Origin of the sequence: Halomonas sp. McH1-25 (assembly GCF_022348165.1) — a bacterium.
Classification (GTDB): Bacteria; Pseudomonadota; Gammaproteobacteria; order Pseudomonadales; family Halomonadaceae; genus Modicisalibacter.
Map to the genome: position 1 here is coordinate 128,086 of NZ_JAKRFI010000009.1, position 26,426 is coordinate 154,511.

A 26,426-nucleotide genomic window follows, 5' to 3' on the forward strand; every position below is an offset into this window, starting at 1 on the left:
GAGTCGGACCAGCGAGGCATGTCATGCGGTTGTTACTCGTAGAGGATGACGATCTGCTGGCCGAGAGCCTGTCGGAAACCCTGGAGGACGAAGGATATCGGGTAGATGTCTCGGCGCGGATGCGAGAAGCTGTATCCCTGATGGCCAGCGAGGAATATAGCCTAGTGATTCTTGATCTGGGACTACCCGATGGTTCCGGCTTGGAATTGCTGGATCGCTGGCGGCGCGATGGACGCTGCCTGCCGATCCTCGCCCTGACGGCCCGCGATAGCTGGGAAGATAAGGTGGATGGCTTACGTCGCGGTGCGGATGACTATCTTACCAAGCCCTACCATGAGGCCGAACTGCTGGCCAGGCTTCATGCTCTGCTAAGGCGTAGCACGGGAGCTGTGGAAGCGGTCCTAAGCGTGAACGGGATTACTCTCGACGAGGTGGCGAAACAGGCTAGTGGTGCTGACGGCTCTTGGCACACACTCACCTCGACCGAGTATTGTCTACTGCGCTACCTGATGCGGTATCCGGATCGGGTACATTCGAAGGAGAGCTTACTGAGCCAACTCTATACCCTAGGCCAGGATGCTGCTGCGCCTAACCTGATAGAAGTCTATATTGGCCGGCTACGGCGTCTGCTAGGCAAGCACAGCATTCAAACGCGGCGTGGACAGGGCTATGTTTTTCCTTCGCATAGATCGTAGGAGCCTAAGAGTCCGCCTGCTGACCCGGCTAGGGTTGGTCGCGTTAGTCGTCGTCGGTGTGACGTGGCTATTACACGGCATCTTACTGCGTGATCTGGCTCGTGAATTTCTCGGGGAGCGGTTGCGTCAGGAGGCTCACTACACCATCGAGCGATTGCAGCAGCTTGGCGAGCCACCAAGCCAGTGGCTCGAACCGGGCTCGTTCGCCTCGGAGGTCTTCCATCACCTATATGTATTGCGGGTGGGGGATCAGGTTTTCTCTTCACATCCAGATTGGCTCGCCTTCCTGGCGCCGTTTTTTGATGGCGCCGACGCAGAGGTCTTTGATGTCCAGTGGCAGGGGCATCAGCTGCTCATCTATCGTGAAACGCTAATGGTAGATGGCCGCCCCGGTGTCTTATTGATTGGTGAGGACTTCGCTCAGGTAGAGTCCGGCCTTGAGACTCTGCATTGGTGGGTGGGAAGCATCGCCGGTATCCTGCTGCTACTGTTGATTCTTCTGAATTTAGTCGCAGTCAACCGTAGTTTACGTCCACTGTCTCGCTTACAACGACAGCTGGCCGAGTTTCAGTCGGGCCAGCGGGGGCAGCTCGATATTGACACGCCATCCGAATTGGACGACTTGCTTGCTCAGTTGAATAATTTCATGCATGAGTTACAACAACGGCTGCTTCGTTCGCGTGAGGCTGTGGCCAACCTGTCGCATACACTGCAGACGCCGCTAGCGGCTGTTACCCAAGTTCTACGAGGTAGCCGCCCGATTGATGATCAGCGGAGAAAGCGCATGCTTGAACGCCTGGAAGGTATGCAGGCGCAATTGTCCTCCGAGTTACGTCGAGCTCGTTTCGCCGGGCCAATGAGTGGACAGCGAGCCAATGTGGCTAAGGAGGCGGAAACGCTCATTGATATGATGCGAACACTTTATCCCGATAAGCGCTTTGAATTGGATGTCTCGCTTCCACCCGCACATAGTATTGCCATCGAGCGCCAAGACCTTAACGAGATGCTTGGCATCCTACTTGATAACGGTGGCAAATGGGCTCGCGAATTTGTGGCGTGTCGCATATTCAGAGATGACGGACTGATCATTGAAGTAGAGGATGATGGTGTAGGGGTGGAACCGTCCGATTTATCGCAACTTGGCCAGCGAGGGAAAAGACTCGATGAGAACACCTACGGCCATGGACTGGGATTAGCCATTCTGAAGCAGATCGTTTCACAATATCGAGGCAAGGTGACGTTCTTTTCTCCCTTTGGCGAAGGCCTCCACGTGCGCATCGTGCTGCCCTGTTAATCACTTCTAGCTGCAGTTTGGAAAGTTGAAGAAGTGCTAGTGGCGGAGAGCACAAGGCCGGGGCATGTCCCGGATCCTCAACTGATCGGCAGATCATGCTGTTACATATTTTTTATCGTCCGCTATTTCAGGCGATGCGCATGGTTTCATGCTCGTCGAGAGAAAGTAGGTGGTTAGCAGTTTCCGAGCTGAACTTGTCTCGGCATGTGCAAAAAACTAGGATTTAAGTTAGCATTTTTTCTCATCAGGGTTGCCAACGTCTACCAGTAAAGGAAGGCCGTTAAAGTGCGATGCTTAGAACGTCTGTTGAAATAGTAATATAAGGGTGGATGTGGCAGTTCTACATTGCTTATCAGAGATAGGTATTTCCTTCTTTATCTATTGACCTATGAGCAGCACATACGTTTTACATTACGTTAGAAGGAAGCGCGCGGCTGGCCTGATGTAATGCCTCCTATATGCCCGCTGAGCGGTTTTTAATGTAATCGAGGTGTTCAATGTTTGCTGACTGCACCATGATGACTGGTTCCATGAGCTGGATGATGCTCCTGATGGGAGGCAGCTTACTGCTACTGGTAGGCTTAGGAATTGCTGCTTTGATTAAATACTTGTTTTCACGGCAGGAAGTGAGGAAATTCTCATGAAAAAACGATTTACTATGCTATTGATTTCCGGCTTTTTGCTGGTCGGTGCAGCCAACGTTCAAGCGGTGATGCCTGATAGCGCTAGACTCTACAAGAATCCTTCATGTGGCTGTTGTGATGAATACGCTAAGCATCTGGAAGCCAGAGGTGTCGAGGTCGAAATCGTTGAAAGCCAAGATCTTAGTAATGTCAAACTGGAGGCTGGCGTCCCCTACGGTTACGGGTCGTGCCATACAGTCATGCTGGACGACTACGTAATTGAGGGCCATGTTCCCTTGGCCGCTATCGACAAACTGCTTGCCGAGCGTCCGGACGCCGACGGCATTGGCCTGGCTGGTATGCCTCAGGGCTCTCCGGGCATGCCGGGGCCCAAGCAGGCGCCATTCGAGATCATTAGCTTTGAGGAGCAGGAGGCAGCACCTTTCATGACGTTGTAGATGGAAGTACTTGTTGCGCGCGGCACAACGAGAACGGCAGCGACCCTAAAGACGAGAAGAAGCGGAATGGATATGCGAAAGCAGGGCGCGCTATGACATTCCATTATGGTGAGCCTGAATGTGTTTGAGCGGTCAAGTACCGCTCATTTTCCTGCTCCCGGCGGGGACTGATGGCTACTCCAGGGCTCGTGGTGGGCATTGTCTTCCACGTTCTGGTCGACGAACCGATAGGGATCTTCCTTGAAGCGGGTCCACCAGTCATGGCTTACCTCAACAGCATGCTTGGCTAGAATGTCCTCCACACAATTGATGCACAGACGTGATGCATCATAGGCCAGATCGAGCCGCTGCTTACTCTCGTTGAAAGATACGCTATCCAGGCCCTAGAGCTGATCGATTTCAGCGATGGCTACCTGGCGCTTTTCAGAGTTACTGGGCTTGAGCTTGAGGCGACGTTTCACCAGGCTGACCGTGGAGACGCCCAGGCGGTATTCAACTTGCATGGCTGTTTCCCTGACGAGCGAAACGAACGCCTGTGGAAATCCACAGGCGGGAAAAGTGCTCAAACTCTAGGTTGTTAATTTCCGTGGCTGGCTGACACGAAGGTCAGTGCTTGTGCTCCTCGCCTTGCATATTGCCCATACCTTCGCCGTTGCTGCCATGCATGTTGCCCATCATCTGTTGCATCATCTGCATGTGCTTCTGCATCTGGCGCATGTGCTCCTGCATCATGGCCGAGCGTTCTTCCTGAGTATTGGCAGCCGACATCTGTTCCATGTGCTGCTGCATCTGTTCCATATGCTCACGCATCATGGGCATCATGTCGCCCTGGCCACCATTCATCATATGGCCGTCGCTCATGCCTTCCTCCATATTATGGTTTTCCTGTTGTGCCAAGGCAGGGCTCGAAATCGTTAGTGCAGCCAATGACAACATCACTAATCTGGAAAGGGGCATTGCGTACTCCTCCTTCGTTAAATACATAGAGAAAGGATGGACGGTTTCTGCTTTTCGTGAATTGATGGAGCTCAATGTTTCCATTCTTTCTCTATAAATAAGATGATAACTCCTGTCGGCAATAGCTAAGCTAGCAGGTGCTAGTTGGAAGAGGAAGCGATCTGATTAAAATCATAAAGCTAAGTGCTGTCTAATCAATTGGATAGATAGAATGGTACATTTGATGAGGTGAATCTGAAGCGATGAATGCTGAGTATTGCACATGGTTACTGTATTTTACATTTTTACATAAGTGGATTCAGCTTGCGTTCAGGATTGCTATCTAAGCTTGAAGTCTGAATACATAGAATAATAAGTAGGTAAGGCTGCTACGTTTGTAGTGACGGTAAGGATTGCTGGCCAGCGACGCGAGGGATTCGCATGGAGCTGTTGACTCTACTTTTTGTTTTATTACTTAGTCTAGGTGCCGGCCTGCTAGTGCAGTGGCTGCCTGTGCGCCACCAGCCGATGCCCACCTATCCTCAGCGCGCACCTTTTCTTGGCGGTGGCACACCTGACAGCCACGCATGGAGCCGCTATCACGTCCGCTATTATCCCATGACACTACTGCTGATCGCCTTCGAGATGGAGATGATGTTCATGTATCCGTGGGCGGTGGTTTTCGTCGCGAAGGGCATGAAGGCGATGATGGAGATGGGCATGTTTCTTGCCATCCTGTCGGTGGGCATCGTTTATGCCTGGCGTGAGGGGGTGTTCAAGTGGCAGTGAGCTGGTTACGGAAGCTCGCCTCGCGCACGCGGGTTCCCGTATTTCCCGTGCTAGGCAAGCAGGGCGATAGAGCGCTGCGGTACCTCGCGCTATCGCCGGAAATCGAGCTGGTCGATTCGCCACGCCATGCCAGTGTGTTACTGATTGCGGGGGAGATTCCGGCTGACCGATTCGAGCCCTTGCGGCGTGTCCACGACCAGTTGCCATATCCCTTTACCACCCTGTGGTTTCGCAGCGAGCCGTGGCCTCATCTGGAAAACGTGCCCAGTGTTGAAAAACTCGACGAGTTGCCTGGGGCCCTGATTACGGCACATCGGGAACTGATGGCAGGCCAGCGTGACAGCGCGCCCCGCATCTTGACGGATAAGCCGCCCAACCCCTGGGAAGGCGAGGGCGATTTCGGTCAGGGTGGCGAAGGCATGATGGGAGGAGTGCCCTATGGGCGGCCCATGGCCATGAATATGCAGGACGACATCCGCGATGGGTTGACGCTGGATTCGCTGACCTTCCGGCTCGGGCCGTTCTTCACGGCATTTCCGCCTGGCATGGTGGCGGAAATCACTCTACAGGGCGATCTCGTTCAGACATGGAACACCCAGCTCGCCCCGTATCCGCAGAGCCTCGACCCGGTATTCATCATCGCCCGGGAACGTCCGGTCCCCATCGCCGAGCTTGAGCTCGCCCGGGCCCGCCATCATCTGCATCGCCTGTTTCATGCCCTGCATCTTGCCGGGCTGGAGAGCGCCAGTCTGGAAGTCTTGCGCCTGGCACAAAACCTCTCGACCTCAAGCTCGCTGGGCGGGCTGCGCCGCCATCTGGTGCGTGTTGGCTTCTTTAGTCTGTCTTCGATGGAAGGCGGTGTGCTCAATCACGAACAGGCCCGCAAGATTGGTGGGCCTGCCGCTCGTGCTGCTGGGCTAGCTAACGACTTGCGCTCACACGATACCGGCTATCGCCGGCTGGGGTTCTCTCCCGTGTGCCAGACCGAAGGTAATACCTATGCTCGCTGGTGGCAGGTTCTCGAAGAAATCGATCAATCCCTTCATCTGGCTCGCCTGGCCGAATGCGATGACGTACACACGAGCGAGGTGAATCACATCGAGACGCCGCGTGGCCCTTGGTCCGAGCAGGGACCAGAGGATGCCAGCTCGCTCCTCGACGAAGTGCTGCCAGACCTGGAGTGGGGCGAGGCGCTGGCGACTGTGGCGAGCCTGGATGTTGCGGCAGTAGTCGACGAGGGGGGCGGAACACAGACGCCTGATGAACTTCGGGTAGTCCAGGGAGGCTCCGGAAATGTTTTTAAATGAGCTGTTCCTGCCAGTGCTGATGGTGACGTTCATGCTGACTGTCGGTGCATATGTCGTGGCGGTGCTTGATCGGCTTATCGCTGGCGCACTCGGCGCCCCTCAGGCAGGCAGTGTCTGGCTTGCCCCCATGGCCCGAGGGGCTTGGCTGATGACCCAGCACGCCAATGCCACCGAAGCCCCGGACTGGCAAGCCTGGCGGCTGGCGCCAGCACTGTATTTGGCACTGGCTGCAATCGGACTGGCGGTGGTGCCGTGGTCGGAGTCGCTGGTCGCCACTGACTTGGTCACCAGCGTAGTGCTGTGGGGCAGCGTGGAAGCACTGGCGACAGTGGTCATCTTCTTGCATGGCTGGTCGGCGAACGCACTGCTGGCACTTATTGGCGGCTATCGTTATGTGGCGCTAGGGCTCTCCTACATCCTGATTAGTATGTTCGTACTGATTGGCGTGGCATTGCCGGCCGAATCGCTGCAGTTCACCCAAGTGGTTGCCTCGCAAGACTCGCTATGGAATGTCATACGCCAGCCGCTGGGGTTGCCACTGTTTCTGATCGTCGGCCTGGGCATGACCTTCTGGGGACCGCTTAACCTGGCCGATTCGGCGGACCTGGCTGGTGGCACGGCCTCTGAAATTTCTGGCCCCCCGCGGCTGGTCTGGGACGTGGCGCGAGCGGCCATGCTGGTGGCTTTCAGTGGTGTGGCAGCGAGCGCCTTCTTGGGTGGCTGGCTGGGGCCTTGGCTACCCGGTCCGTTATGGATGGCGATAAAGATGCTGGCGGTACTGCTCGTGTTGCTACTGCTTGGGCGGTTACTGCCGCGTATTGCCCCTGAGCGCTGCGTCACTCTGATGTGGGTGGTGCTGTTGCCACTGTCGTTTATCGACCTGGTGTGGGCTGGCATAGGAGCGCTGCTATGAATCACGGCATTGGCATAGATATCGCGTTTCTGTTGTTGGCCACGCTCGCGGTGGTCACCGGGTGGCGAGTGTTTCGTACCGACTCGATGGTACGCGCCTCCTTTTTCCTGCTGGTGTCGTTCATCGCCGTGGGCGTGATCATGATTCTGCTGGCAGCGGAATACCTAGGCGTGGCGATGTTCTTCATGATGGCCGTGGAGATGACGGTCATGGCGCTGTTCATGGTCATGTTCATGATGAATCCCGCCGGCCTCAATCCGATGAACATGGTTCACCAGGAGCGTATCGCTATCGGGGCGGGGATTGTCGGCTTCCTGGTGTTGGGCGCCATGGCGCTATTTGCTGCCTTTCCTGACCAGCCGGTCTCGGCAGACCTCGATCCAGTTAGATCCCTAGGCAATGAGATGCTCGGTAACTCGATGCTGATCTTCGAGTCGGCGGGCATCGTACTACTCACCACCATGATCGGTGTGGTGGTGTTATCAAGCCACCGAGGGCGCTATGGGGCAGCTACGGAGGGCTCGCTACCGCCGGGCCTGGATCCGGGTGGTGACCCGGCGGGCAAGCCCGAGGAGGACGAAGAGGGCGAGGGTGGCGGTCATCAACACCACCATCATCATCACTGAACCAGAGCAGACAGGCAGGGAGGCTTGCATGACACTGACAACACTCTTGCTATTGGCAGCGGCACTGATCGGTATCGGGATCTATGGCGCGCTTTCCCAGCAATCGTTCGTGATGCTGATGATGGGGCTGGAGCTGATTCTCAATGGCGTCATGCTCGCTGCAGTGGCGTTCTGGGCCTTTAGCGGGGCAGGTGTACCGGAAGGGCAACTGCTGACGATCATCGTCATGGCAGTGATGGCCATCGAGATGGCCATGGGGTTTGCCTTGGTGGTGGCGGTTTTCCGCGGCAAACAGGCCGACATGACCGAGTCACTGACCGGGTTGAAGCACTGATGTTGTGGCTCGTTCCTCTTTTGCCGCTGCTTGCCGCCCCCGGAATGTATTGGCTTGGCAAGCACTGGGCTGGCAAGGAGAGTGGCCGTGCCTTGTTGAGCCTAGTGGGGGCGGCAGTGGCTGTCGTTACCTTGCTGCTCGCGGGTGTGGCTCTTATGGGGGATTGGAGCGGCGCCTATCGCTGGAGCTCTCAGATCGTCCTGTCGATGGGGATGACACCAGCAAGTGGCGTATTCGCCATTGTTGTGCCACTGATCGCGATATTGATCATTGCCTATAGTGCCTACCATGAATCTGAGCCCATCAGTGAGGGCATGCCAACGCGTCCGCCCGTCAGGCTGATCGCCCTGCTGACGGCATTTATCGGGGCGATGGAGCTTCTCGTACTGGCCGAGGACCTGGTAACCCTGCTCATCGCCTGGGAACTGGTCGGGGCCTGCTCGTGGGCGCTGATTGCCCATGAGTGGCAAGAGGCCGATAACCTACGGGATGCCGCCTGGGCGTTCCTGGTCACCCGCTTTGGGGACCTAGGGCTGTATATTGCCGCGGCGGCAGCGTTTGCCGGCACAGGCTCGTTTGCCTTTGCGGACCTGTCACAGCTCGATGGATGGCTATTGGACGTCTTCGTTGCCGGCGCCGTGTTGGCCGCAGCCGCAAAGTCCGCCCAGCTTCCCTTCTCGCCATGGTTGTTTGCTGCCATGTCCGGGCCGACCCCGGTGTCGGCATTGCTTCATGCGGCGACCATGGTCGCTGCAGGTATCTATCTGGTGATCCGGCTGCATGCGGAGATGGCCGCTGTTGCCTGGTTTGGGCCGGTTGCCATTACGTTGGGCTTGGCCACCGCCTTGGCGGGTGGGGTCGTGGCTTATCTACAGGGGCATGCCAAGAAGCTGTTGGCCGCTTCGACATCGGCCCAGTATGGCCTGATGTGGGTGGCGGTAGGGGCAGGTTTTCCCGGTGTCGCCCTGGTGCACTTCGTCACCCACGCCTTCACGAAAGCGGCTTTGTTCCTGGCGACTGGCATTGCCGAACGTCATGTCGGCAGCTACTTGCTAAATACGATGCGCCTTGGGCGCCTGCTTCCTGGAATTGCAGCGGCGACCATGGTCGCCAGTCTGGCGCTGGCAGGGGGCGCTCCGCTGAGTGTGGCGTGGAGTAAGGAGAAGATTATCACTGCCGCTGGTCATCAGGCGTCCTGGCTGGCCGTGATCGCTGCCATCGCTGGAGGGCTCAGCGCGTTGTATGCGACACGCTTTCAGCTACTGGCATTTGGGCGAGGGCTACATGGCCGCACGAGAACGCCCCCATCCCAGCCAGGGCACTCCTCGGTGGAAGCCGGTGCGCTCTACCTGCTCTCGGCAGGCACGCTAGCGCTATCTTTCCTCTGGTGGCCCGGGGTCGGAAGTACCCTTGCTGACCTGCTGTCGATCCAGCTTCCTCAAACCAAACTGTGGGAACTGATCCTGTCGCTACTGTTGGTGGCGCTGGGCATTGGCGTTGGGTTTTGGGCGGTGCGCCGGGAAGTGTCGAGCCAGAGCCGGCAGAGCGAGAAGCGTGCCGCTATGGCGAACTGGTTTGGCCTGCCGGCTCTAGCAGAACAGGGCGTTGATACAGTCATACGGTTCAGCCGTGGCCTGGCACGTTTCGATGATCGCGTAGTGGATGCCGGATTGTGGGGTTATGGCGTAAGTGCCGCGATGGCGTTCAGCCATGGCCTGGCGCGCTTCGACGATCGAGCGGTGGATGCCGGCATTCGCGCCAGCGCCCGTTTGGGCGTGTGGCTCGCCAAAGTCAGTGATCGACGCGGCGAAGGGGCATTCGATGGCGCAACGAGCCTGCTTACGAAAGGCGTCGACTGGGCGGGCCAGGTAGCGCGCCAGGCACACACCGGACAGACACATCATTACTATTCCGGCATCGCGGCAGGATTCGCCGTGATCCTGATAATTCTGGGCATAGGAGCGCTCCTTTGATTCTCACCGCAACCTTGGGGCTCCCCATGCTGGGGGCTCTCGTACTCGCCGTTTCACGCCGTTGGACAGAAAGTACGGCTCGCCTGTTTGCCGTAGGGGTTTCTCTGCTACCTGTATTATTACTGGCCTGGACTTGGCTGCAGTTCGATACGCAAGGCGCACTATTTCAGTTTGTCGAAGAGGTGCCCTGGGTAACCAGCCTGGGTATGGCATACCGGTTAGGCGTGGACGGCATTGCGCTGGCTATCGCGACGATGAGTGCCTTGGTGTTTGCCGCCAGTATCGCCTATCCCATGAACACGCAGAACCAGCCTCGGCAGTACTATGCTTGGATGCTCTTTCTGCAGTCCGTGTCGCTTGGCGTCTTCCTCGCGTTGGACCTGCTGCTCTTCTATGTCTTTTTCGACCTGAGCCTGGTGGGAATGTTTTTCCTGATCGGCCGCTGGGGGCACGGCCAGGCTCAGCAGTCAGCATTCAAATTCTTTCTTTACACTTTCTGTGGTTCGCTACTTTTGCTGCTGGCATTCATCGGGCTTTATCTGTCAGTCGAGCCGCATACCTTTGACATGCGTGTGCTCATCGAGCAGCAGCCATTGGCGGGGGCGGGTGTGGTTGCTGGCCTAATATTTCTCGCCCTCATGCTCGGCTTCGCCATTAAGACTCCCATCGTGCCCGTGCATACCTGGTTGCCCCAAGCGCATGTCGACGCTCCCGGACCGGCCTCGGCGGTTCTCGCCGGGGTGTTGCTCAAGATGGGCACCTACGGGATTCTGCGAATTCCGTACTCGATGATGGGGGAGATCTTTGCCCGCTACGCTCTGATTATCGCTCTCTTTGCTGTGGTTTCTATCCTCTATGGTGCCCTCGTGGCATTTGGCCAGAGAAGTTTGAAACGACGCATTGCCTACACCTCGATCAATCATATGGGGTACACGGTGCTAGGGATCGCCGTGGCTGGCGCCTTGTTCCAGGATGCGGAATATGCCCGCGAGATGGCACTGGTAGGGGCCACGGTAGAGATGGTGGCACACGGCCTGATTACCGGGGCGTTGTTTCTGATCTGCGGCTCGTTCTGGCAGCGCACCGAGGAATACGATTTGGATAGCTATGGTGGGCTGCTCCGGCAGGCACCGCTATTGGCAACGTTCGCCATACTCGCCTCGTTTGCCAGTTTGGGTCTTCCTGGTCTGGCCGGTTTCGTGGCCGAGTTTCACATCTTTGCAGGGACCTTTGCCGTCTACCCCTGGCTCGCTGTCATTGGTGTGCTGGGTATCCTTATCACGGCAGCGTTGTTCCTGCAGATGCTGCAGAAACTGTTCTTCGGGGCAATGCCTCAGCGCTGGGCAAAGTTTGACGATCTGCGATCCACTGAGTGGGGCGTGCTCGGGGTGTTGTCGGCAGGCTTCGTGATCATCGGTATAGCGCCGCAGTTCTTGCTGACGCTGATAGAGGCTTCAGCAACGCTGTTGGTAGGAGCCCGCTGATGCCTATCGGTGATGTGTGGCCTGAAATCAGCCTGACGCTCGGCGCTGTGATTATCGTGTTGTTCTCGGCTTTTACCCGACAGCAGCAGCATGTCTGGGCAGCCGTTCTGGCGTTGTTCACGATTGGGCTTTGTGTTGGATTGACCTTCGCGCAGTGGGATGGACCGCCGCGGTTGACGTTCTCTGGTGTGTGGGCTCTGGATGGTGTGGCGCTCTCCAGCAAACTGGTTGTGCTGTTTGCCGGCGCATTGGTCGTTGCCATGTCCCCTGAGTGGATGCGGACCGACCGCCGCCATGGTGAATACTACGCGCTGGTGCTGTTCGCTCTGCTGGGCGTAATCATGATGGCATCAGCCAGTGACACGATGGAGCTGGTGCTGGGTGTGCTGCTGTCCTCGGTAGCTAGCTACCCGTTGGCCGCCTATCACCGTGGCTGGGCACCTGCGCTGGAAGCCGGCATGAAGTATTTCCTGGTTGGCGCCTTGACCAACACCTTGCTGACGATAGGTGTTGTCGTGTTGTTCGGCCTGACTGGCAATACAGGTTATCCAGACATCGCACAAAGGCTTATGGAGGGTTACGACAGCCTGGCATTAACCATCGCCACGGCTTCAATTGTACTGGGCCTGACCTTCAAGCTGGCGGCCTTTCCTGCCCACGCCTGGATGCCAGATGTAGCCCAGGGCTCCCCGGCGCCCGTGGCTGCTTTCTTGACAGTCATTCCCAAGATCGGTGCTGCCGTCGCGTTGGCCCGTTTTGTATCAATACTCCCGCCGGATGTTGCCTGGCGAGCGATTGTAGCCATGATTTCGGTCACAACCATGACGCTGGGTAACGTGGCCGCACTGCGACAGACAGACGTGCGGCGCCTGCTGGGTTGGTCATCGGTCTCCCAGTCCGGTTATGCCCTGATGGCGGTTGTGGTGATGGGAGCCAGCGAGCAGGCCCTGTCGGCTCTGGTATTCTTTTTGGCTAGCTACGCCATTGCCAACCTGGCGGCCTTCGCCGTGGTCACACACCTGAGAGGGCGTACCGCACTGGACGATTATCAGGGGCTGGCCAGAAAAGTACCGATTGCTGCAACGATACTGATTGCTTCGCTGTTATCCCTGGTGGGCATCCCGCCGCTGATTGGTTTTTTTGGCAAATTCATGTTGTTCAGTGTCACGATCGAAGGGGGGTATACCTGGCTAGCCTTCGTGGCGGCCGCCAATACGGTTGTCTCGCTGTTCTATTACCTGCGCATCGTGGCACCGATGATGTTTAGTGGTAGCCGAACCACCGTACATGTACTGATGGGCCAGTGGGCACGAACCACCATGGTCGTGGCTGGCTTGCTGCTAATTGTCGGGGGGCTTGGCGCAGAGACGCTCATGATATTCACCGACTCGATACGCTTTGCACTGTAGGTATTGGCAGGTCTGGCGGCCTGTCTGAGCAAGTTCAATGGAGTGTTACTTAGGGAGGGAGTCATATATGTCATCTGCTCAAGGTTTGGCTATCGATACGTCAGATAGTCTTCATGCCAAGGAGTGGTTGCGCGCATACCAGCGGGTTCGCGCTGCCACTGAAGTAATTTGTGCGCCTCTGCACAAGGAAGACTACATGGTGCAGAGCATGCCGGATGTCAGCCCGCCGAAATGGCACATTGCCCATGTCAGCTGGTTCTTCGAAGCCTTCATCCTGAAACCCTTTCATCCTACCTATCAGACCCTCGATCCTGCGTACGACTATCTTTTCAATTCCTACTACGTGACTCATGGCACGCCATTCCCCCGCCCCGAGCGTGGCATGATCTCACGGCCCACCGTGGATGATGTGTATCGCTATCGTGCGCATATCGACCGGGCGATGGCAGAGTTGCTTACCGATCCGCCGCCGGAACATCTGCCCGAGATTCTTCGGCGTCTCGAACTAGGCCTGCCGCATGAGCAGCAGCACCAGGAACTGCTGCTCATGGATATCAAGCACATTCTGGCCCAGAATCCGCTGTGCCCGGCTTATCGGAATGACCTTACGCCGCCGCCCGCGTATGACGTGGGCGAGCTTGGCTGGCATGCCTACCCAGCTGGGGTTAGGCACATAGGCCATGACGAGGCCGAGAAGGGCTTCGCCTATGACAATGAGATGGGGCGCCATCGTCAGTTTGTCGAGGCTTTCCAGATCGCTGACCGCCCGGTGACCAACGGCGAGTTTCTCGCGTTCATGAAGGCGGGGGGATACGACAAACCTGACTACTGGCTATCGGATGGTTGGGCCACGGTCAAGGCAGAAGGCTGGAAGGCGCCACTCTACTGGGTCGAGCGGGACGAAATCTGGCATCACTATACCTTGGGCGGCCTGGTGCCGGTCGACATGAATGCGCCGGTGTGCCACGTCAGCTTCTATGAGGCTGATGCCTATGCCCAGTGGGCCGGGGCACGTTTGCCTACCGAGGCTGAGTGGGAAACGGTGGCCCGCGATGTGCCGATGAAGGGTAACTTTGTCGACCAGGACCATCTGCAGCCGGTCGCGGCTGCGCAGTCAGCGGAAGTGCCGGGGCAAATGTTCGGTGACGTCTGGGAGTGGACCGGTAGTGCCTATCGACCCTATCCGGGGTTTCGCAAATTGCCGGGTAGCCTGGGTGAGTACAACGGTAAGTTCATGTCGGGGCAGATGGTGCTACGAGGTGGCTGCTGTGCGACGCCAGCCGATCACATACGCGCAACTTACCGTAATTTCTTCCCGCCACATGCCCGGTGGGCGTTTTCCGGTTTTCGTCTTGCTAAGGAGAGCTGACCATGACCCTGGCCGTAAAATTCCACGATTTGCACCCGACTCCTGCAGCAACGTCGCTTCGCGATGAAATATTGATGGGGTTCAGGGCCGATCAAAAGTTCGCCTCGCCAAAGTTCTTCTATGACCAGCGTGGTTCTGAGTTGTTCGATCAGATTTGTGAACAGCCGGAATATTACCCGACACGAACCGAGGAGCTGATTCTTGCTGCCGCTGCCGCTGATATAGCGGAAATCGCTGGGCATGAGGCAACCTTGATCGAACTAGGCAGTGGTGCCAGCCGTAAGGTGCGGCTCCTGTTGGAAGCCATGCGACCTTCAAGCTATCTGGGCATCGACATTTCGCGCGAATTTCTTCTTGAGAGTACGCGTCGTCTGGCTGCCGATTATCCATGGCTTGAGGTTCACGCAGCCTGTGCTGACTTCTCTTGCAACATGGCTTTACCCGATGGGGTATGCTGCGAACGACCCGTCGGCTTCTTTCCTGGCTCAAGCATTGGCAACTTCGATCCACAGAGCGCCGAAAATTTCCTGCGCGGGTTGCATTCTTTGCTGCCCACGGGCAGTGGGTTATTGGTAGGTATCGACCTGATCAAGGACAAGGCAACCCTTGAAGCTGCCTACAATGATGAGGCAGGTGTGACAGCAGCGTTTAATCTGAACCTGTTGGAACGGCTACGTCATGAGCTGAATGCCGAGATCGATCCCCGGCATTTTGCCCATCAGGCGTTCTTCAACGAAGAGCAGTCGCGTATCGAGATGCACTTGGTCAGCCAACTGCCCCAAGTCGTCGCGGTTGAAGGGGAGCGTTTCCGCTTTCTGGAAGGAGAGACGATTCATACTGAAAACTCCTACAAATACACGATCGAAGGCTTTCAGACATTAGCGGGGCGTGCTGGGTTTACGGCGCGATCATGCTGGACCGACGAAAAAGATATGTTCAGCGTACATTACCTAGAGCATGTCTAGTAGAACAATAGTGGCCTAGCTGTTTCAGTACTGGGCGCTGTCCAGGTAATTAAAGGCGACGCAGGAATTGCTGGAAGCAATTCCTGCCATATTGCGATTAGTAGCGAAGTGCAACTACGAGATAATATATAGGTAATTCATCTGCTTGGTAGTAACGGAAAATAAGCAGTCGGCTAAGGATGGCGATTATGGATGGCATTTGGGTTGTACTCGGCTTGGCGCTGCTTCCTGCGTTAGGAAACTTCAGTGGCGGACTCGCTGCGGAGGCCTCACGGACCACCAGCCGCCGACTCAATTACGCCCTTCACGGTGCCGCCGGCCTCGTCATTGCAGTGGTGGCGGTTGAAATCATGCCGCTTGCGTTGGAAAACCTTTCAGCGTGGCTGATTGCCCTCACCTTCGCCTTGGGCGGTATTGTTTACGTAGGTATCGAGAAGCTCGTAGAAGATATCCAGACTCGGCAAGGCAAGCAGGGTGAAAGCGGCCAGGCTGGTGTCTGGATGATCTATGTCGCCGTATCCATTGATTTGTTCAGCGATGGACTTCTGATCGGGGCAGGATCGGCAGTATCGCCATCGGTTGCTTTGATTTTGGCAGCGGGGCAAGTGCTGGCTGATGTTCCTGAGGGATTCGCGACGATCGCCAACATGAAAGACAAGGGAATCCCACGCAGCAAACGCATACTGCTCTCTGCCTCCTTTGCAATTCCTGTACTTTCGGCGGCATTCTTCGCTTACTTCGTACTTAGGAACCAACCGGAGACGTTCAAGCTAGCGGCGCTGACCTTCACGGCAGGTCTTCTTACGGTCGCCGCCATCGAGGACATGATATCCGAGGCTCACGAAAGCGGTGATGACACGCATATCTCGCCACTGTCATTCGTCGGCGGCTTCGTTCTGTTCGTTCTGGTATCGGCGGGCTTGGAAGGCATCTTAGGGCAAAACTAGTATGCCGTACTGACGGGCCAACTCGCTGACGCTGGGTGCCGCCTGGGTCTTGGCAAGGAGCTGCCGCGCGGTGATGGCTTGTTTATGCAGTTTGATATCCACGTTTGCGCTCCCAAATGAGCTGCTCTAGAAGCCCTCTGGCTGCCAGCAGAGGATAACTTCTATAGCTCATTTGATCATCCGGGGCCCCACACTTACGAAGAGAATAGCAAAGATACGAAAGGGTAAAGCCGAGAATGCCCGACTGAAAAAGCTGTTGGCGGAAAGCGCCCTCGACAATGCCGCGCTCAAGGAGATCGTCTCGGGAAAGTGGTGACGCCCGCAGCGAAACGGCGTGCGGTACAACATCTGGTGACAGGCGGCTGACTCAGCCAGCGAGGCGCCTGTCGACTGCTGGGCCTGGCGAGATCAGTGGCTCGGTACCAGGCCATACCGCGTGACGATGCGCCTCTTCGGGCACGCCTGCAAGCTTTGGCGACCTGCTATCCCCGCTATGGCTACTTGCTGCTACATGCACTGTTGCGTCAGGAAGGCTTGGTGATCAATCGCAAGCGTACCTACTGGCTGTATTGCGAGCATGGCCTCCAGGTCCGGACCCGATGGCGCAAGCGGCTGATCCGGCCGAGGACACCGATGCCACTGCCGGACCGCCCCAACCAGCGCTGGTCGATGGGCTTCGTGTCGGATCAGTTGGCCTCGGGGCGTCGGTTTTGCGTGTTGAACATCGTGGACGACTTCAACCGAGAGTGTGTCGGGCAATTGATAGATACGTCCATTTCCGGCCGCCGCTTGGCCCGGTTCCTGGACGAGATTGCTCAGCAGCGCTCTCTACCAGCCTCGATTGTTTGCGATAACGGGCCGGAGCTAACCAGCAAGGCAATGTTCTTCTGGGCGCGTGAGCGGAAGGTGACGCTGGCCTTCATCCAGCCGGGCAAGCCGACGCAGAATGCGTTCATCGAAAGCTTCAACGGCAAGTTCTGGGACGGCTGCCTCAACCAGCACTGGTTCCTGAGCCTGGCGGATGCACGACACGAAATCACGCAATGGAGAACCCACTACAACCATGTCAGACCGCACAGCTCACTGGGTTATTTGTCACCGGTAGCGTATGCTGAGCAGTGCGCATGAGGAGCGGTTCCTTACATTGATAGCGGACCTAAACCAGGGGGGAAGGCCAACAGTAGTACTAGTCTCTCTTGCCCAACTGGCGATTCATTGTAATTATCCGCCACTTGGTTGGTTTTGTAACTTCTCCAGATAAATACAATATCTCAAGAGAGTGTTTCAAGTGGCCCATTGATCTCCACTGTCTTGGAACCTGTGGCCGCCTGATAGTGCAGGCGAAAAAATTATAATCAGTTTGTATTCGCGAAGGAATGCCTGCTCTATTCTCCCTTAGCATTAAATCTACGCACTGTCACACCAGTAAGAATCAAGAAACCTAGACAGGGATACTTATACTACCAGCAGGTACTTGATCCCGGTACCTATGTAAGGGATACAGGCTCAAGGCATGTCGGTAATACTACTGAGCCCGGCCTATAAATAAAGGCCGGGCTCAGTTCTGCAGCGACACGGGATTCCTTTCCCTTTTAGCTTATCCCTTCTTTTGGCTCGCTAAAATCAGGATTAGCGGCGGCCTCCGCCATGGCTATGCTCGCCGCCTTTCTTGCCGGCTTCAGAAGCCTTCTCCCGATCTTCGGCGAAGTTGCCACCGCTATGCTTGCCACCTTTCTGGCCAGCCTCGGAGGCCTTTTCTGGATCGTTGGCGAAGTTGCCACCACTATGCTGACCACCTTTCTGGCCAGCCTCGGAGGCCTTTTCTGGATCGTTGGCGAAGTTACCGCCACTGTTCTGGCCGCCCTTGTGGCCCGCTTCAGCAGCACGTTCAGGATCGTTCTTGAAGTTACCACCGCTGTTTTGGCCGCCTTTATGGCCAATATCTTCGTAGAACTCCTTGCCATGCGTTTCTGAGGTGGCTTCGCCACCTTTGTGGCCGATATCTTCGTAGAATTCCCTATCATGAGATTCTGAAGTGGCTTCACCGCCTTTCTTGCCAGCTTCGTTTACGCTCATGTTTCCTTGGTTACGCTTATCGTCCGCCATTGAAACTCTCCTTATCTCAGGGGTTTCTGAATGCATGGTAAGCAATATTCCCTTGTATTGCTTAGCGCCTGTATACCAAAGGCGTATCGGTAAACTAGATGCAGGATAGGTGGCACGCAAGGCAAGAAACGTTTGTTTAGATATATTTGTGTATCATTGTTTTTCACACACTCTGCCTAACTGAATAAAACATGAATGGCCAGAAACGATAAATTCATAGCGGGACTGAAGAGCTAGCCTTTAAAAGCCATGAAATACCCTTCGTCTATCTTGCTCCGGCTAAGCCGGAGCTTTTTTGGGCAGGGAACTTTTTGGGGGCTAGGTGCGGCTCCTGAGGTTGGCACCATGGTTAAGTTAGTTAAATCAACCAGTTGATGAAGATTTTCTGCAAAGAGGTCGCCCTTCGAGGCGGCTTTCGTTTCTGCGTATATTGTTACGTACTTTTCTTCCTACCGAATACTTTCATCTTCATCTCTCTTGACTATGCCATGCAGGCCCAATCCGAGTCCTAAAGGCAGCATTCCAGGGCTGTTAGCGAATGGAGTGCAGCGCGACGGCTTGGCTGGTAACAGCGAGGTCCATGGGCTAATGGTAACCAGTGGCGTACGCCTTGAACCGCACCGAGCGGCAGGTTTTCGATCGATCGCTTATCGACACTGCATGAGCGAGAAATAAGAGGAAGCAACATGACACGGAATATCGTCTTCGATGTGAACGAGACGCTGCTCGACGTCGCTGCGCTCGATTCCTTCTTCGAGCGTCTGTTCGGTGACGCTCGTACGCGGATCGAATGGTTTTTGACCCTGGAAGAGAACTGGCTGACGGCCACTGTCATCGACCGCTATCAGCCCTTCGGTGAGCTGGCCCAGGGGGCCTTGGTCATGACTGGCGCGCGGCGGGGGATCGAGGTGAACGACGACCAGCGCCAGGAACTGGTCGAGGGGCTGAAGTCGTTGCCGCCCCATGCCGACGTGCTACCAGCGTTGCAATCGCTGCGAGACCATGGCCTGAATCTCACCGCGTTGACCAACGGCAGCCTGGATACGGCGAAGCAGCAGTTGGATCTGGCCGGACTGGCGGACTGCTTCGACGCCATCATGGCGGTGGACGAAGTGAAGCGATATAAGCCAGCCCCGGAACCTTATCGGATGGTTGCGGAGCGCTTGGGCATTGCCACGAGCGAGATGACAATGGTTGCAGCGCATGCGTGGGATATTGCCGGTGCGGCGAGTGCCGGCTGCCAGACGGCATTCGTGGCGCGGCCGGGCAAGGTGCTCAATCCGGTCGGGATCCAGCCGGACCTACAGGGCGAGGACATGGGCGAGGTCGCCGACAAGATTCTGGCGAGTCAGGCATAACCGAGCTCGTTCCGATACTGAGCGCCGAATCCGCTCTGAAAAGCCCCGGACCACCCCGGGCCCCGATGAAAACCATCGGGGCCCGAGTCGCTTATGCCATGTTCATCGATTTTCGCTCAAGCAGCGGTTGCAGAAAACGTCCCGTGTGCGAGTGTGCCATTGCCGCTACTTGCTCGGGCGTACCTTCGGCAATGATGCGCCCACCGCCGGAACCGCCTTCGGGGCCCATGTCCACCAGCCAGTCGGCGGTCTTGATCACATCCAGGTTGTGCTCGATCACCACGATGGTATTGCCGTGATCGCGCAGGCGATGCAGGACGGTCAACAACTGGCGAATGTCCTCGAAGTGCAGCCCGGTCGTGGGCTCGTCGAGGATGTACAGCGTCTTGCCGGTGTCGCGCTTGGCCAGTTCGCGGGCCAGCTTGACGCGTTGCGCCTCGCCGCCGGAAAGCGTGGTGGCGCTCTGTCCGAGGCGCACGTAGGACAGGCCGACGTCCATTAGCGTTTGCAGCCGGCGGGCAATGGCGGGCACCGGGCTGAAGAACTCGAGTGCCTCCTCGACGGTCATCTCGAGCACTTCGTGGATGTTGCGGTCCTTGTATTTGACCTCGAGCGTTTCGCGGTTGTAGCGCTTGCCCTTGCACACATCGCAGGGCACGTAAATGTCGGGCAAAAAGTGCATCTCGACCTTGATCATGCCTTCGCCCTGGCAGGCCTCGCAGCGCCCTCCCTTGACGTTGAAGCTGAAACGCCCCGGCTTGTAGCCGCGCGACCGGGCTTCCTGGGTGCCGGCGAACAGCTCGCGAATCGGCGTGAAAATGCCGGTGTAGGTCGCCGGGTTGGAGCGAGGCGTGCGGCCGATGGGGCTCTGGTCGATATCGATGATCTTGTCGAGCTGATCGAGCCCCTCGATGTGCTCGTAGGGCTCGGGAGTCAAGGTGGTGGCGCGGTTGAGCTCGCGGGCCGCGATGGGCATCAGCGTGGAGTTGATCAAGGTCGACTTGCCGGAGCCGGACACGCCGGTCACGCAGATGAACAGCCCCAGGGGCAGGGACAGGTCGACGTCCTGCAGGTTGTTGCCGCGTGCACCGGTCAGGCGCAGCACCTTTTCCGGGTTGCCGGGAATCCGGTGGGGCGGAACCTCGATACGCCGCGTCCCGGCCAGGTATTGCCCGGTCAGCGAGGCCTCGTTGCGCAGAATGTCCTCGGGCGTGCCCTGGGCGACGATCGTGCCGCCATGCACACCGGCGCCGGGACCGATGTCGAGTACATGATCGGCGGCGCGGATGGCGTCTTCGTCATGCTCGACGACGATCACCGTATTGCCGAGGTTGCGCAAATGCTCCAGCGTCTTGAGCAGCCGGTCGTTGTCACGCTGATGCAACCCGATGGAGGGTTCGTCGAGGATGTACATGACCCCGACCAACCCGGCGCCGATCTGGCTGGCCAGGCGGATACGCTGGGCTTCGCCGCCCGACAGGGTGTCGGCGCTGCGCTCGAGGTTCAGGTAATCGAGACCGACGTTGACCAGAAATTCCAGACGCGCGTGTATCTCATGAATGATCTTTACTGCGATCTCACCCTTGCGTCCCGGCAGTTCGAGCTGGCGAAAATAGTTCCAGGCCTCGCCGATCGGAAAGTGCACGATGTCGGGTAGCGTGTGGTCATCGATGAACACGTTGCGGGCTTCGCGACGCAGTCGGCTGCCGTGACAGGTGGGGCAGGGCTGAACCGCCAAGTATTTGGCAAGGTCCTCACGCACCATGTTCGATTCGGTTTCCCGGTAGCGGCGCTGCATGTTGGGCAGCACGCCTTCGAAGGGGTGCTCACGCGTCACCTTGCGGCCGCGGTCGTTGACGTAGCTGAAGGCGACGGCATCGTGCCCGCTGCCGTGCAGGATGACCTCGCGTTCATGCCGGGCGAGATCGTTCCACGGTGTCTCCAGCTTGAAGCGGTAATGCTTGGCCACGGCCTCAAGCTGGTTGAAGTAATAGACGCTGCGTCGGTCCCAGCCCTTGATCACGCCTTCGGCCAGTGACAGTTCCGGGTGGCTGATCAGCTTGTCGGCATCGAAAAACTGCTGCATGCCCAATCCGTCGCAGGAAGGGCAGGCGCCTGCGGGGTTGTTGAACGAGAACATCCGCGGCTCGAGTTCGGCGATGGAGTAGCCGCAGACCGGGCAGGCGAAGCGTGCCGAAAAGGGGATGTCTTCCCGTTCGCCGTCCATGAAGTGAACCACGGCGATGCCGTCGGCCAGGTTCAGCGCGGTCTCGAAGGACTCCGCCAAGCGCTGCTGAAGGTCGCCGCGCACCTTGATGCGATCCACCACCACGCTGATGTCGTGCTTCTTGTTCTTCTCCAGGGCGGGCACGTCGTCGAGTTCGACGACATGCCCATCGACCATGGCGCGCACGAAGCCCTGCGCACGCAGCTCGGCGATCAGTTGCAGATGCTCGCCCTTGCGTCCCGAGACCACCGGCGCCATCAGCATCAGCCGGCTGCCCTCGGGCAGGGCCAGCACCTGATCGACCATCTGCGAGACGGTCTGGGCCTCCAGATCGGTGCCGTGCTCGGGGCAGCGCGGTGTACCGGCGCGAGCGAACAGCAGGCGCAGATAGTCGTAGATCTCGGTGATCGTGCCCACGGTGGAGCGCGGGTTGTGCGAGGTGGACTTCTGCTCGATGGAGATCGCCGGCGACAGCCCCTCGATATGGTCGACGTCGGGCTTTTCCATCATCGACAGGAATTGCCGGGCATAGGTGGAAAGCGACTCGACGTAGCGGCGCTGCCCCTCGGCGTACAGCGTGTCGAAGGCCAGCGACGACTTGCCGGACCCGGACAGCCCGGTCACCACGATCAGCTTGTCGCGCGGCAGTTCGACATCGATGTTCTTGAGGTTATGCGTTCGGGCACCCCTGACCTGGATCTTGTCCATTCCCACCTCATTCGCATCGCAAAAGTTTCAATTATACGATCTAGGCCGCCTTCACCATAGCACGCCAGTGAGCGTGTGCCGGACCCGACGCTCGGGTAGGGCGACAAAACGACACTATGCTTTTCCTCCGACCGCTCGGACCGGTAGAATGTTATCCCCGCTGACGGCTGCCGGTGCGCGAGCCGCCGTTTTGCAAACCCGCTTCCATCTGTATGCGATCCCGCTCATGAGCTCTCGTCTGCTTGCCACTGAACGTCGCGCCATCACCGGCCTGGCCGGCCTGTATGCCACGCGCATGCTGGGCCTGTTCATGGTGCTGCCGGTGCTTGCCTTGTATGCCGATGACCTGGCCGGGTCCACACCGTTACTGGTCGGACTGGCGCTGGGCGCGTACGGCCTGACCCAGGCCGTGTTGCAGATTCCCTTCGGCCTGCTCTCCGACCGGATCGGGCGCAAGGTTGTCATTGCCGGCGGCCTGGTGCTGTTCATCGTCGGTAGCATCGTCGCTGCCCAGGCGACGACGATCGGTGGAATCATCGCCGGACGTTGCCTGCAGGGCAGTGGAGCCGTGGCCGGGGCGATCATGGCGTTGCTGGCCGACCAGACGCGTGAACAGGTGCGCACCGCCGCCATGGCCTCCATTGGATTGTCGATCGGTGTCGCGTTTGCCATCGCCATGGTAGTCGGCCCGTTGGTCGCATCGACTTTCGGCTTGTCCGGGGTGTTCTGGTTCACGGCGCTGCTGGCTCTATTGAGCCTCATCGTGTTGTGGCGCCTGGTGCCGGCTGCACCGCGGCGAGCCCGGCATCGCGACGTGGGGCTGGACCGTAGCCAGTTGCGCAGCACCCTGGCCCGCAGCGACCTGCTGCGTCTGGACTTCTCGATCTTCTCGCTGCATCTCATCCTGATGGCCGCCTTCGTGGCGTTGCCGTTTCGGCTGGTGGCGGTGGGCATCGAGGCCGACCATCAAGGCTGGGTCTATCTCGCCGTGATGGGGCTGGCCTTCATATGCATGGTGCCATTGGTGATCGTGGCGGAGAAATATCGCCGCATGAAAGCCACCTTTCTAGGCACCGTGGCAGCGATGACCCTGGTCCTGTTGCTGCTGGGCGAGTTTGGCCATCAGCGCTGGGAACTGTTCGGCTTGCTGTTGGCTTTCTTCGTTGCCTTCAACCTGCTGGAGGCGACGCTGCCTTCGATGATCAGCAAACTGGCACCGGCTGGGGCCAAAGGCACCGCCATGGGGATCTACTCGACCAGCCAGTTCATGGGTGCGTTCCTGGGAGGCGTGCTTGGGGGCGCTCTCGCGCAGCGTTTCGGTTATGATGCAGTATTTCTCGGCACCGCCCTGCTTGCCGCCGTGTGGCTGATCGTCATCTGGGGGATGCCGGCACCGCGCCATCTGTCGAGCGAGGTGGTGGCCCTGGACGAGCAGGAAGGTGATGCGCTGGATACGTTGATGGCGCGTTTTGCCGATGTGGCGGGCGTGGAAGACGTGCTCGTGGTGCCCGAAGAGCGAGTCGCCTATCTCAAGGTGGATCGCCAGCGGCTCGATGCCGATGCGCTGGCCCGAGTCGTCGGCTCCGGGCGTACGCATCGCGGTGTGTGACCGCCATCGCTTGGCAGGTAGCCAGGCTGCCTGACTGACGAGGGCGTGTCACGCGGCCTGTCTCAGGTCTTTCAATTCCAAGATCATGTAAGGAGTCAACCATGGCCCGTGGTGTAAACAAGGTCATTCTGATCGGTAACCTGGGGCAGGATCCCGATGTACGTTTCCTGCCGTCGGGCAACCCGGTGGCGAACCTGCGTATCGCGACTACCGATAGCTGGACCGACCGCCAGAGCGGTCAGCGTCAGGAACGCACCGAATGGCATTCGGTCGTGTTGTTCAACAAGTTGGCCGAGATCGCCCAGCAGTACGTCAAGAAAGGCTCTCGAATCTATATCGAAGGCCGTTTGCAGACGCGCAAGTGGCAAGGCCAGGACGGCCAGGATCGTTACAGCACCGAAATCGTCGCCAACGACATGCAGATGCTCGATACCCGTGGTGGGCAGGGCGGCGGTGCCGATTACGGGCAGCAGCCTCAGGGCAATTATGGTGCACCTCAGGGCGGTTACGGCCAGCAGGGTGGTGGCTACGGCAATGCCCCCCAAGGTGGTGGGCAGCCTCAGCAGCGCCCCGCTCAGCAGCCGCCCCAGCAGCCCCCGGCCGGCGGCCAGCAGGGAGGCGGCAATTACGGTGCCCCCAGCCCCGGCAGCTTCGACGACTTCGATGACGAAATCCCGTTCTGACGAATGCCCTGGCAATGTGCATGAAAAAGCCCGCTTCTGCGGGCTTTTTTCATGTCGGGATCAGGCGATCACAAAGCGCCACGGTGCCTCGCGGTCCGCCGGGTCGGCATAGTCGATGCCGATACGCGGACCGGCCGTGACGCGAGCGTCGGGTGGCGGCTCGCCCGGCGCCAGCCATAACCGTTCGCCGAGGCACAGGTCGTGGCGGTTGAGTTCACTCACGCTGACGTTCATGGCCTGGGCCAGCTTGCCAGGGCCATCGCTGAGTACGCGCCCGCGTCGGCCGCCACGGTGAGCGATCATCTGCGCCTCACCTCGAACCGGCGTCATGGCCCTGATCAGCACGGCCCCGGGCTCGCCGTCGGGGTCGGTCACCACGTTGAGCATGTCGTGCAGGCCGTAGATGAGATAGACGTAGGCGTGGCCGGGTGGGCCGAACATCGGGGCCGTGCGCGGCGTCAGGCCCCGCGAGGCGTGGCTGGCGGAATCAAGTGCACCGCCATAGGCCTCGGTTTCGACGATACGACCCACCAAGCATTCCTGGCCGATATGGCGCACCAGATGCCTGCCAAGCAGATCTCGGGCGACCTCCAGGGCCGAGCGTGCATAGAATGTGCGGGGCAGCGCGGAGGATACTTCATACATAGTGGCAGGGTGCCCGGCCGACCACCCCCGGGCGGACCGCGAACAGCGCGCCTGCCTGAGGTTCGGCATCGCGGCCCACGCTGGCAGTGGTAATATACAGCGTAGCGAAATCGTCATCGCCAAAAGCGCAGCTGGTGACGCGTGACGCAGGAAGCGAAATCCGGCGATCGAGTGTGCCGTCCGGCAGGAAGCGACTGATACACCCGCCGTCCCAATGGGCCACCCAGAGGCCGCCTTCGGCGTCCAGGGTCATACCGTCGGGGTGGCCCTCATGGCTAGGATCGAAACGCAGGTGGGCTCGCTTGTTGGCAAGCTGGCCCGTCGCCGTCAGGTCAAAGGCGTAGACGGTGCAGGTCGGGCTGTTGGTATGGTAAAGCGTGGTGCCACTGGCATCGATCGCCGGGCCATTGGGTACGCCATAGCCTGTATCGACCTCGCTCAGGCCCCGGCGGTCGAAACGATAGAAACCTCCGTTGGCCTCCTGCTCGGCATCGTCCATGGTGCCGAACCATAGACGCCCTGAGGGGTCGGCCTTGCCGTCGTTGAGGCGTTGTCCCGACCGGCCGGCGACCGGGTGAGCCAGTGTCTCGACGATCCGGGGCCCGTCGATATCAAGCTCCATGCGGACGATGCGGGAGCGCAGCCCGGCGACGAAACCGCCCTGGGCGTGCGGCACCAGCCAGCAACAGGCCTCTTCCAGGGGCCAGGCATGGGTGGCCCCGTCCTGCGGGTAATGCACCAGCAGCCGACTGCCGCGAATGTCGACGAATAATAGCGCCCGATGCTCGGTCGACCACAGCGGGCCTTCGCCGAGTTGGGCGCGGCCGGGCCAGACACAGTGAACGGTCTCGGTCATGGAATGCCCTCGGTGGGTCAGGAATGGTTATCGGCATGGTGCCGCAAAGCGACTGCGATGAGAATGGTGATGATGACAGCGCTTGGGTGACATGCTAAGTATGGGCCCCTTT

The 26,426-nt window shown here is 58.4% G+C and carries 22 protein-coding genes and 2 pseudogenes; 18 read left to right on the top strand and 6 right to left on the bottom strand.

Annotation, left to right across the window (positions count from 1 at the left end):
- Positions 1-23 precede the first annotated feature (23 nt).
- From MHM84_RS19045 to MHM84_RS19055, 3 genes are all read left to right on the top strand, one after another.
- Positions 24-695, top strand: coding sequence for a response regulator transcription factor (locus MHM84_RS19045; protein WP_239268211.1), 672 nt, complete (start codon positions 24-26; stop codon positions 693-695).
- Positions 670-1,989, top strand: a complete 1,320-nt coding sequence (locus tag MHM84_RS19050) for an ATP-binding protein (RefSeq protein WP_239268213.1) — start codon at positions 670-672, stop codon at positions 1,987-1,989. Before MHM84_RS19045 ends, MHM84_RS19050 begins: the two co-directional genes overlap by 26 nt.
- Positions 1,990-2,629: 640 nt before the next feature.
- Complete coding sequence (locus MHM84_RS19055; protein WP_239268215.1) at positions 2,630-3,070, top strand: DUF411 domain-containing protein; 441 nt, start codon at positions 2,630-2,632, stop codon at positions 3,068-3,070.
- A gap of 606 nt (positions 3,071-3,676) precedes the next feature.
- Here the strand turns inward: MHM84_RS19055 and MHM84_RS19060 are convergent.
- Complete coding sequence (locus MHM84_RS19060; RefSeq protein ID WP_239268217.1) at positions 3,677-4,111, bottom strand: DUF4175 domain-containing protein; 435 nt, start codon at positions 4,109-4,111, stop codon at positions 3,677-3,679.
- A 336-nt stretch (positions 4,112-4,447) separates the two neighbouring features.
- On the opposite strand from MHM84_RS19060, the gene MHM84_RS19065 reads away from it, so the two are divergent.
- The 11 genes from MHM84_RS19065 (at position 4,448) to MHM84_RS19115 (ending at position 16,122) form a co-directional block, all read left to right on the top strand.
- Positions 4,448-4,795, top strand: coding sequence for an NADH-quinone oxidoreductase subunit A (locus MHM84_RS19065; protein WP_239268219.1), 348 nt, complete (start codon positions 4,448-4,450; stop codon positions 4,793-4,795).
- Positions 4,792-6,102 carry a hypothetical protein gene (locus MHM84_RS21605; RefSeq protein WP_239268221.1) on the top strand — a complete coding sequence of 437 codons (1,311 nt, stop codon included), beginning with the start codon at positions 4,792-4,794 and terminating at the stop codon, positions 6,100-6,102. The genes MHM84_RS19065 and MHM84_RS21605 overlap by 4 nt, the downstream gene beginning before the upstream one ends.
- Positions 6,089-7,015, top strand: coding sequence for an NADH-quinone oxidoreductase subunit H (locus tag MHM84_RS19075; protein ID WP_239268223.1), 927 nt, complete (start codon positions 6,089-6,091; stop codon positions 7,013-7,015). Before MHM84_RS21605 ends, MHM84_RS19075 begins: the two co-directional genes overlap by 14 nt.
- Positions 7,012-7,641, top strand: a complete 630-nt coding sequence (locus MHM84_RS19080; protein ID WP_239268225.1) for an NADH-quinone oxidoreductase subunit J — start codon at positions 7,012-7,014, stop codon at positions 7,639-7,641. Before MHM84_RS19075 ends, MHM84_RS19080 begins: the two co-directional genes overlap by 4 nt.
- Before the next feature lie 28 nt (positions 7,642-7,669).
- A complete protein-coding gene (gene nuoK, locus MHM84_RS19085; protein ID WP_110061041.1) occupies positions 7,670-7,975 on the top strand; it encodes an NADH-quinone oxidoreductase subunit NuoK in 306 nt (101 codons plus the stop codon).
- Positions 7,975-9,948, top strand: coding sequence for a proton-conducting transporter membrane subunit (locus MHM84_RS19090; RefSeq protein ID WP_239268227.1), 1,974 nt, complete (start codon positions 7,975-7,977; stop codon positions 9,946-9,948). The genes nuoK and MHM84_RS19090 overlap by 1 nt, the downstream gene beginning before the upstream one ends.
- Entirely contained in the window at positions 9,945-11,432 is a 1,488-nt protein-coding gene (locus MHM84_RS19095) for an NADH-quinone oxidoreductase subunit M (protein WP_239268229.1), read from the top strand. Before MHM84_RS19090 ends, MHM84_RS19095 begins: the two co-directional genes overlap by 4 nt.
- Positions 11,432-12,841, top strand: coding sequence for an NADH-quinone oxidoreductase subunit N (locus MHM84_RS19100; protein ID WP_239268231.1), 1,410 nt, complete (start codon positions 11,432-11,434; stop codon positions 12,839-12,841). The genes MHM84_RS19095 and MHM84_RS19100 overlap by 1 nt, the downstream gene beginning before the upstream one ends.
- A gap of 67 nt (positions 12,842-12,908) precedes the next feature.
- The gene (gene egtB, locus MHM84_RS19105) at positions 12,909-14,210 is read left to right on the top strand and encodes an ergothioneine biosynthesis protein EgtB (RefSeq protein WP_239268233.1); all 1,302 of its coding nucleotides are present in this window, start codon (positions 12,909-12,911) and stop codon (positions 14,208-14,210) included.
- Between the two features lie 2 nt (positions 14,211-14,212).
- Complete coding sequence (gene egtD / locus MHM84_RS19110; protein ID WP_239268235.1) at positions 14,213-15,175, top strand: L-histidine N(alpha)-methyltransferase; 963 nt, start codon at positions 14,213-14,215, stop codon at positions 15,173-15,175.
- 188 nt (positions 15,176-15,363) lie between these two features.
- Positions 15,364-16,122 carry a peptidoglycan-binding protein gene (locus MHM84_RS19115; protein ID WP_239268237.1) on the top strand — a complete coding sequence of 253 codons (759 nt, stop codon included), beginning with the start codon at positions 15,364-15,366 and terminating at the stop codon, positions 16,120-16,122.
- On the opposite strand, the pseudogene MHM84_RS21610 reads toward MHM84_RS19115, so the two are convergent.
- Positions 16,123-16,224 (bottom strand): annotated as a pseudogene (locus MHM84_RS21610) (IS481 family transposase); the annotation flags it as partial.
- A gap of 124 nt (positions 16,225-16,348) precedes the next feature.
- On the opposite strand from MHM84_RS21610, the pseudogene MHM84_RS19125 reads away from it, so the two are divergent.
- Positions 16,349-17,250, top strand: a pseudogene (locus MHM84_RS19125) (IS3 family transposase); the annotation flags it as partial.
- A gap of 501 nt (positions 17,251-17,751) precedes the next feature.
- Here MHM84_RS19125 and MHM84_RS21615 read toward each other — a convergent pair.
- The gene (locus tag MHM84_RS21615) at positions 17,752-18,228 is read right to left on the bottom strand and encodes a general stress protein (RefSeq protein ID WP_343218307.1); all 477 of its coding nucleotides are present in this window, start codon (positions 18,226-18,228) and stop codon (positions 17,752-17,754) included.
- Between the two features lie 686 nt (positions 18,229-18,914).
- Between MHM84_RS21615 and MHM84_RS19150 the strand changes: the two genes are divergently transcribed.
- Entirely contained in the window at positions 18,915-19,586 is a 672-nt protein-coding gene (locus MHM84_RS19150; protein WP_239268239.1) for a haloacid dehalogenase type II, read from the top strand.
- Positions 19,587-19,677: 91 nt separating this feature from the next.
- Here MHM84_RS19150 and uvrA read toward each other — a convergent pair whose 3' ends face one another.
- The gene (gene uvrA / locus MHM84_RS19155; protein ID WP_239268241.1) at positions 19,678-22,521 is read right to left on the bottom strand and encodes an excinuclease ABC subunit UvrA; all 2,844 of its coding nucleotides are present in this window, start codon (positions 22,519-22,521) and stop codon (positions 19,678-19,680) included.
- Positions 22,522-22,747: 226 nt separating this feature from the next.
- Here uvrA and MHM84_RS19160 point away from each other — a divergent pair, with 226 nt between their 5' ends.
- Both MHM84_RS19160 and ssb read left to right on the top strand, forming a co-directional pair.
- On the top strand, positions 22,748-24,130 hold the full coding sequence (locus MHM84_RS19160; protein WP_239268243.1) for an MFS transporter: 1,383 nt from the start codon (positions 22,748-22,750) through the stop codon (positions 24,128-24,130).
- A 101-nt stretch (positions 24,131-24,231) separates the two neighbouring features.
- Positions 24,232-24,813 (top strand): single-stranded DNA-binding protein, encoded by a 582-nt coding sequence (gene ssb, locus MHM84_RS19165; RefSeq protein WP_239268245.1) that lies wholly within the window; start codon positions 24,232-24,234, stop codon positions 24,811-24,813.
- A 60-nt stretch (positions 24,814-24,873) separates the two neighbouring features.
- Here the strand turns inward: ssb and MHM84_RS19170 are convergent, their stop codons facing one another.
- Entirely contained in the window at positions 24,874-25,458 is a 585-nt protein-coding gene (locus MHM84_RS19170) for a DNA-3-methyladenine glycosylase (RefSeq protein ID WP_239268247.1), read from the bottom strand.
- Positions 25,451-26,314 carry an SMP-30/gluconolactonase/LRE family protein gene (locus MHM84_RS19175; protein WP_239268249.1) on the bottom strand — a complete coding sequence of 288 codons (864 nt, stop codon included), beginning with the start codon at positions 26,312-26,314 and terminating at the stop codon, positions 25,451-25,453. Before MHM84_RS19175 ends, MHM84_RS19170 begins: the two co-directional genes overlap by 8 nt.
- Positions 26,315-26,426 lie beyond the last annotated feature (112 nt).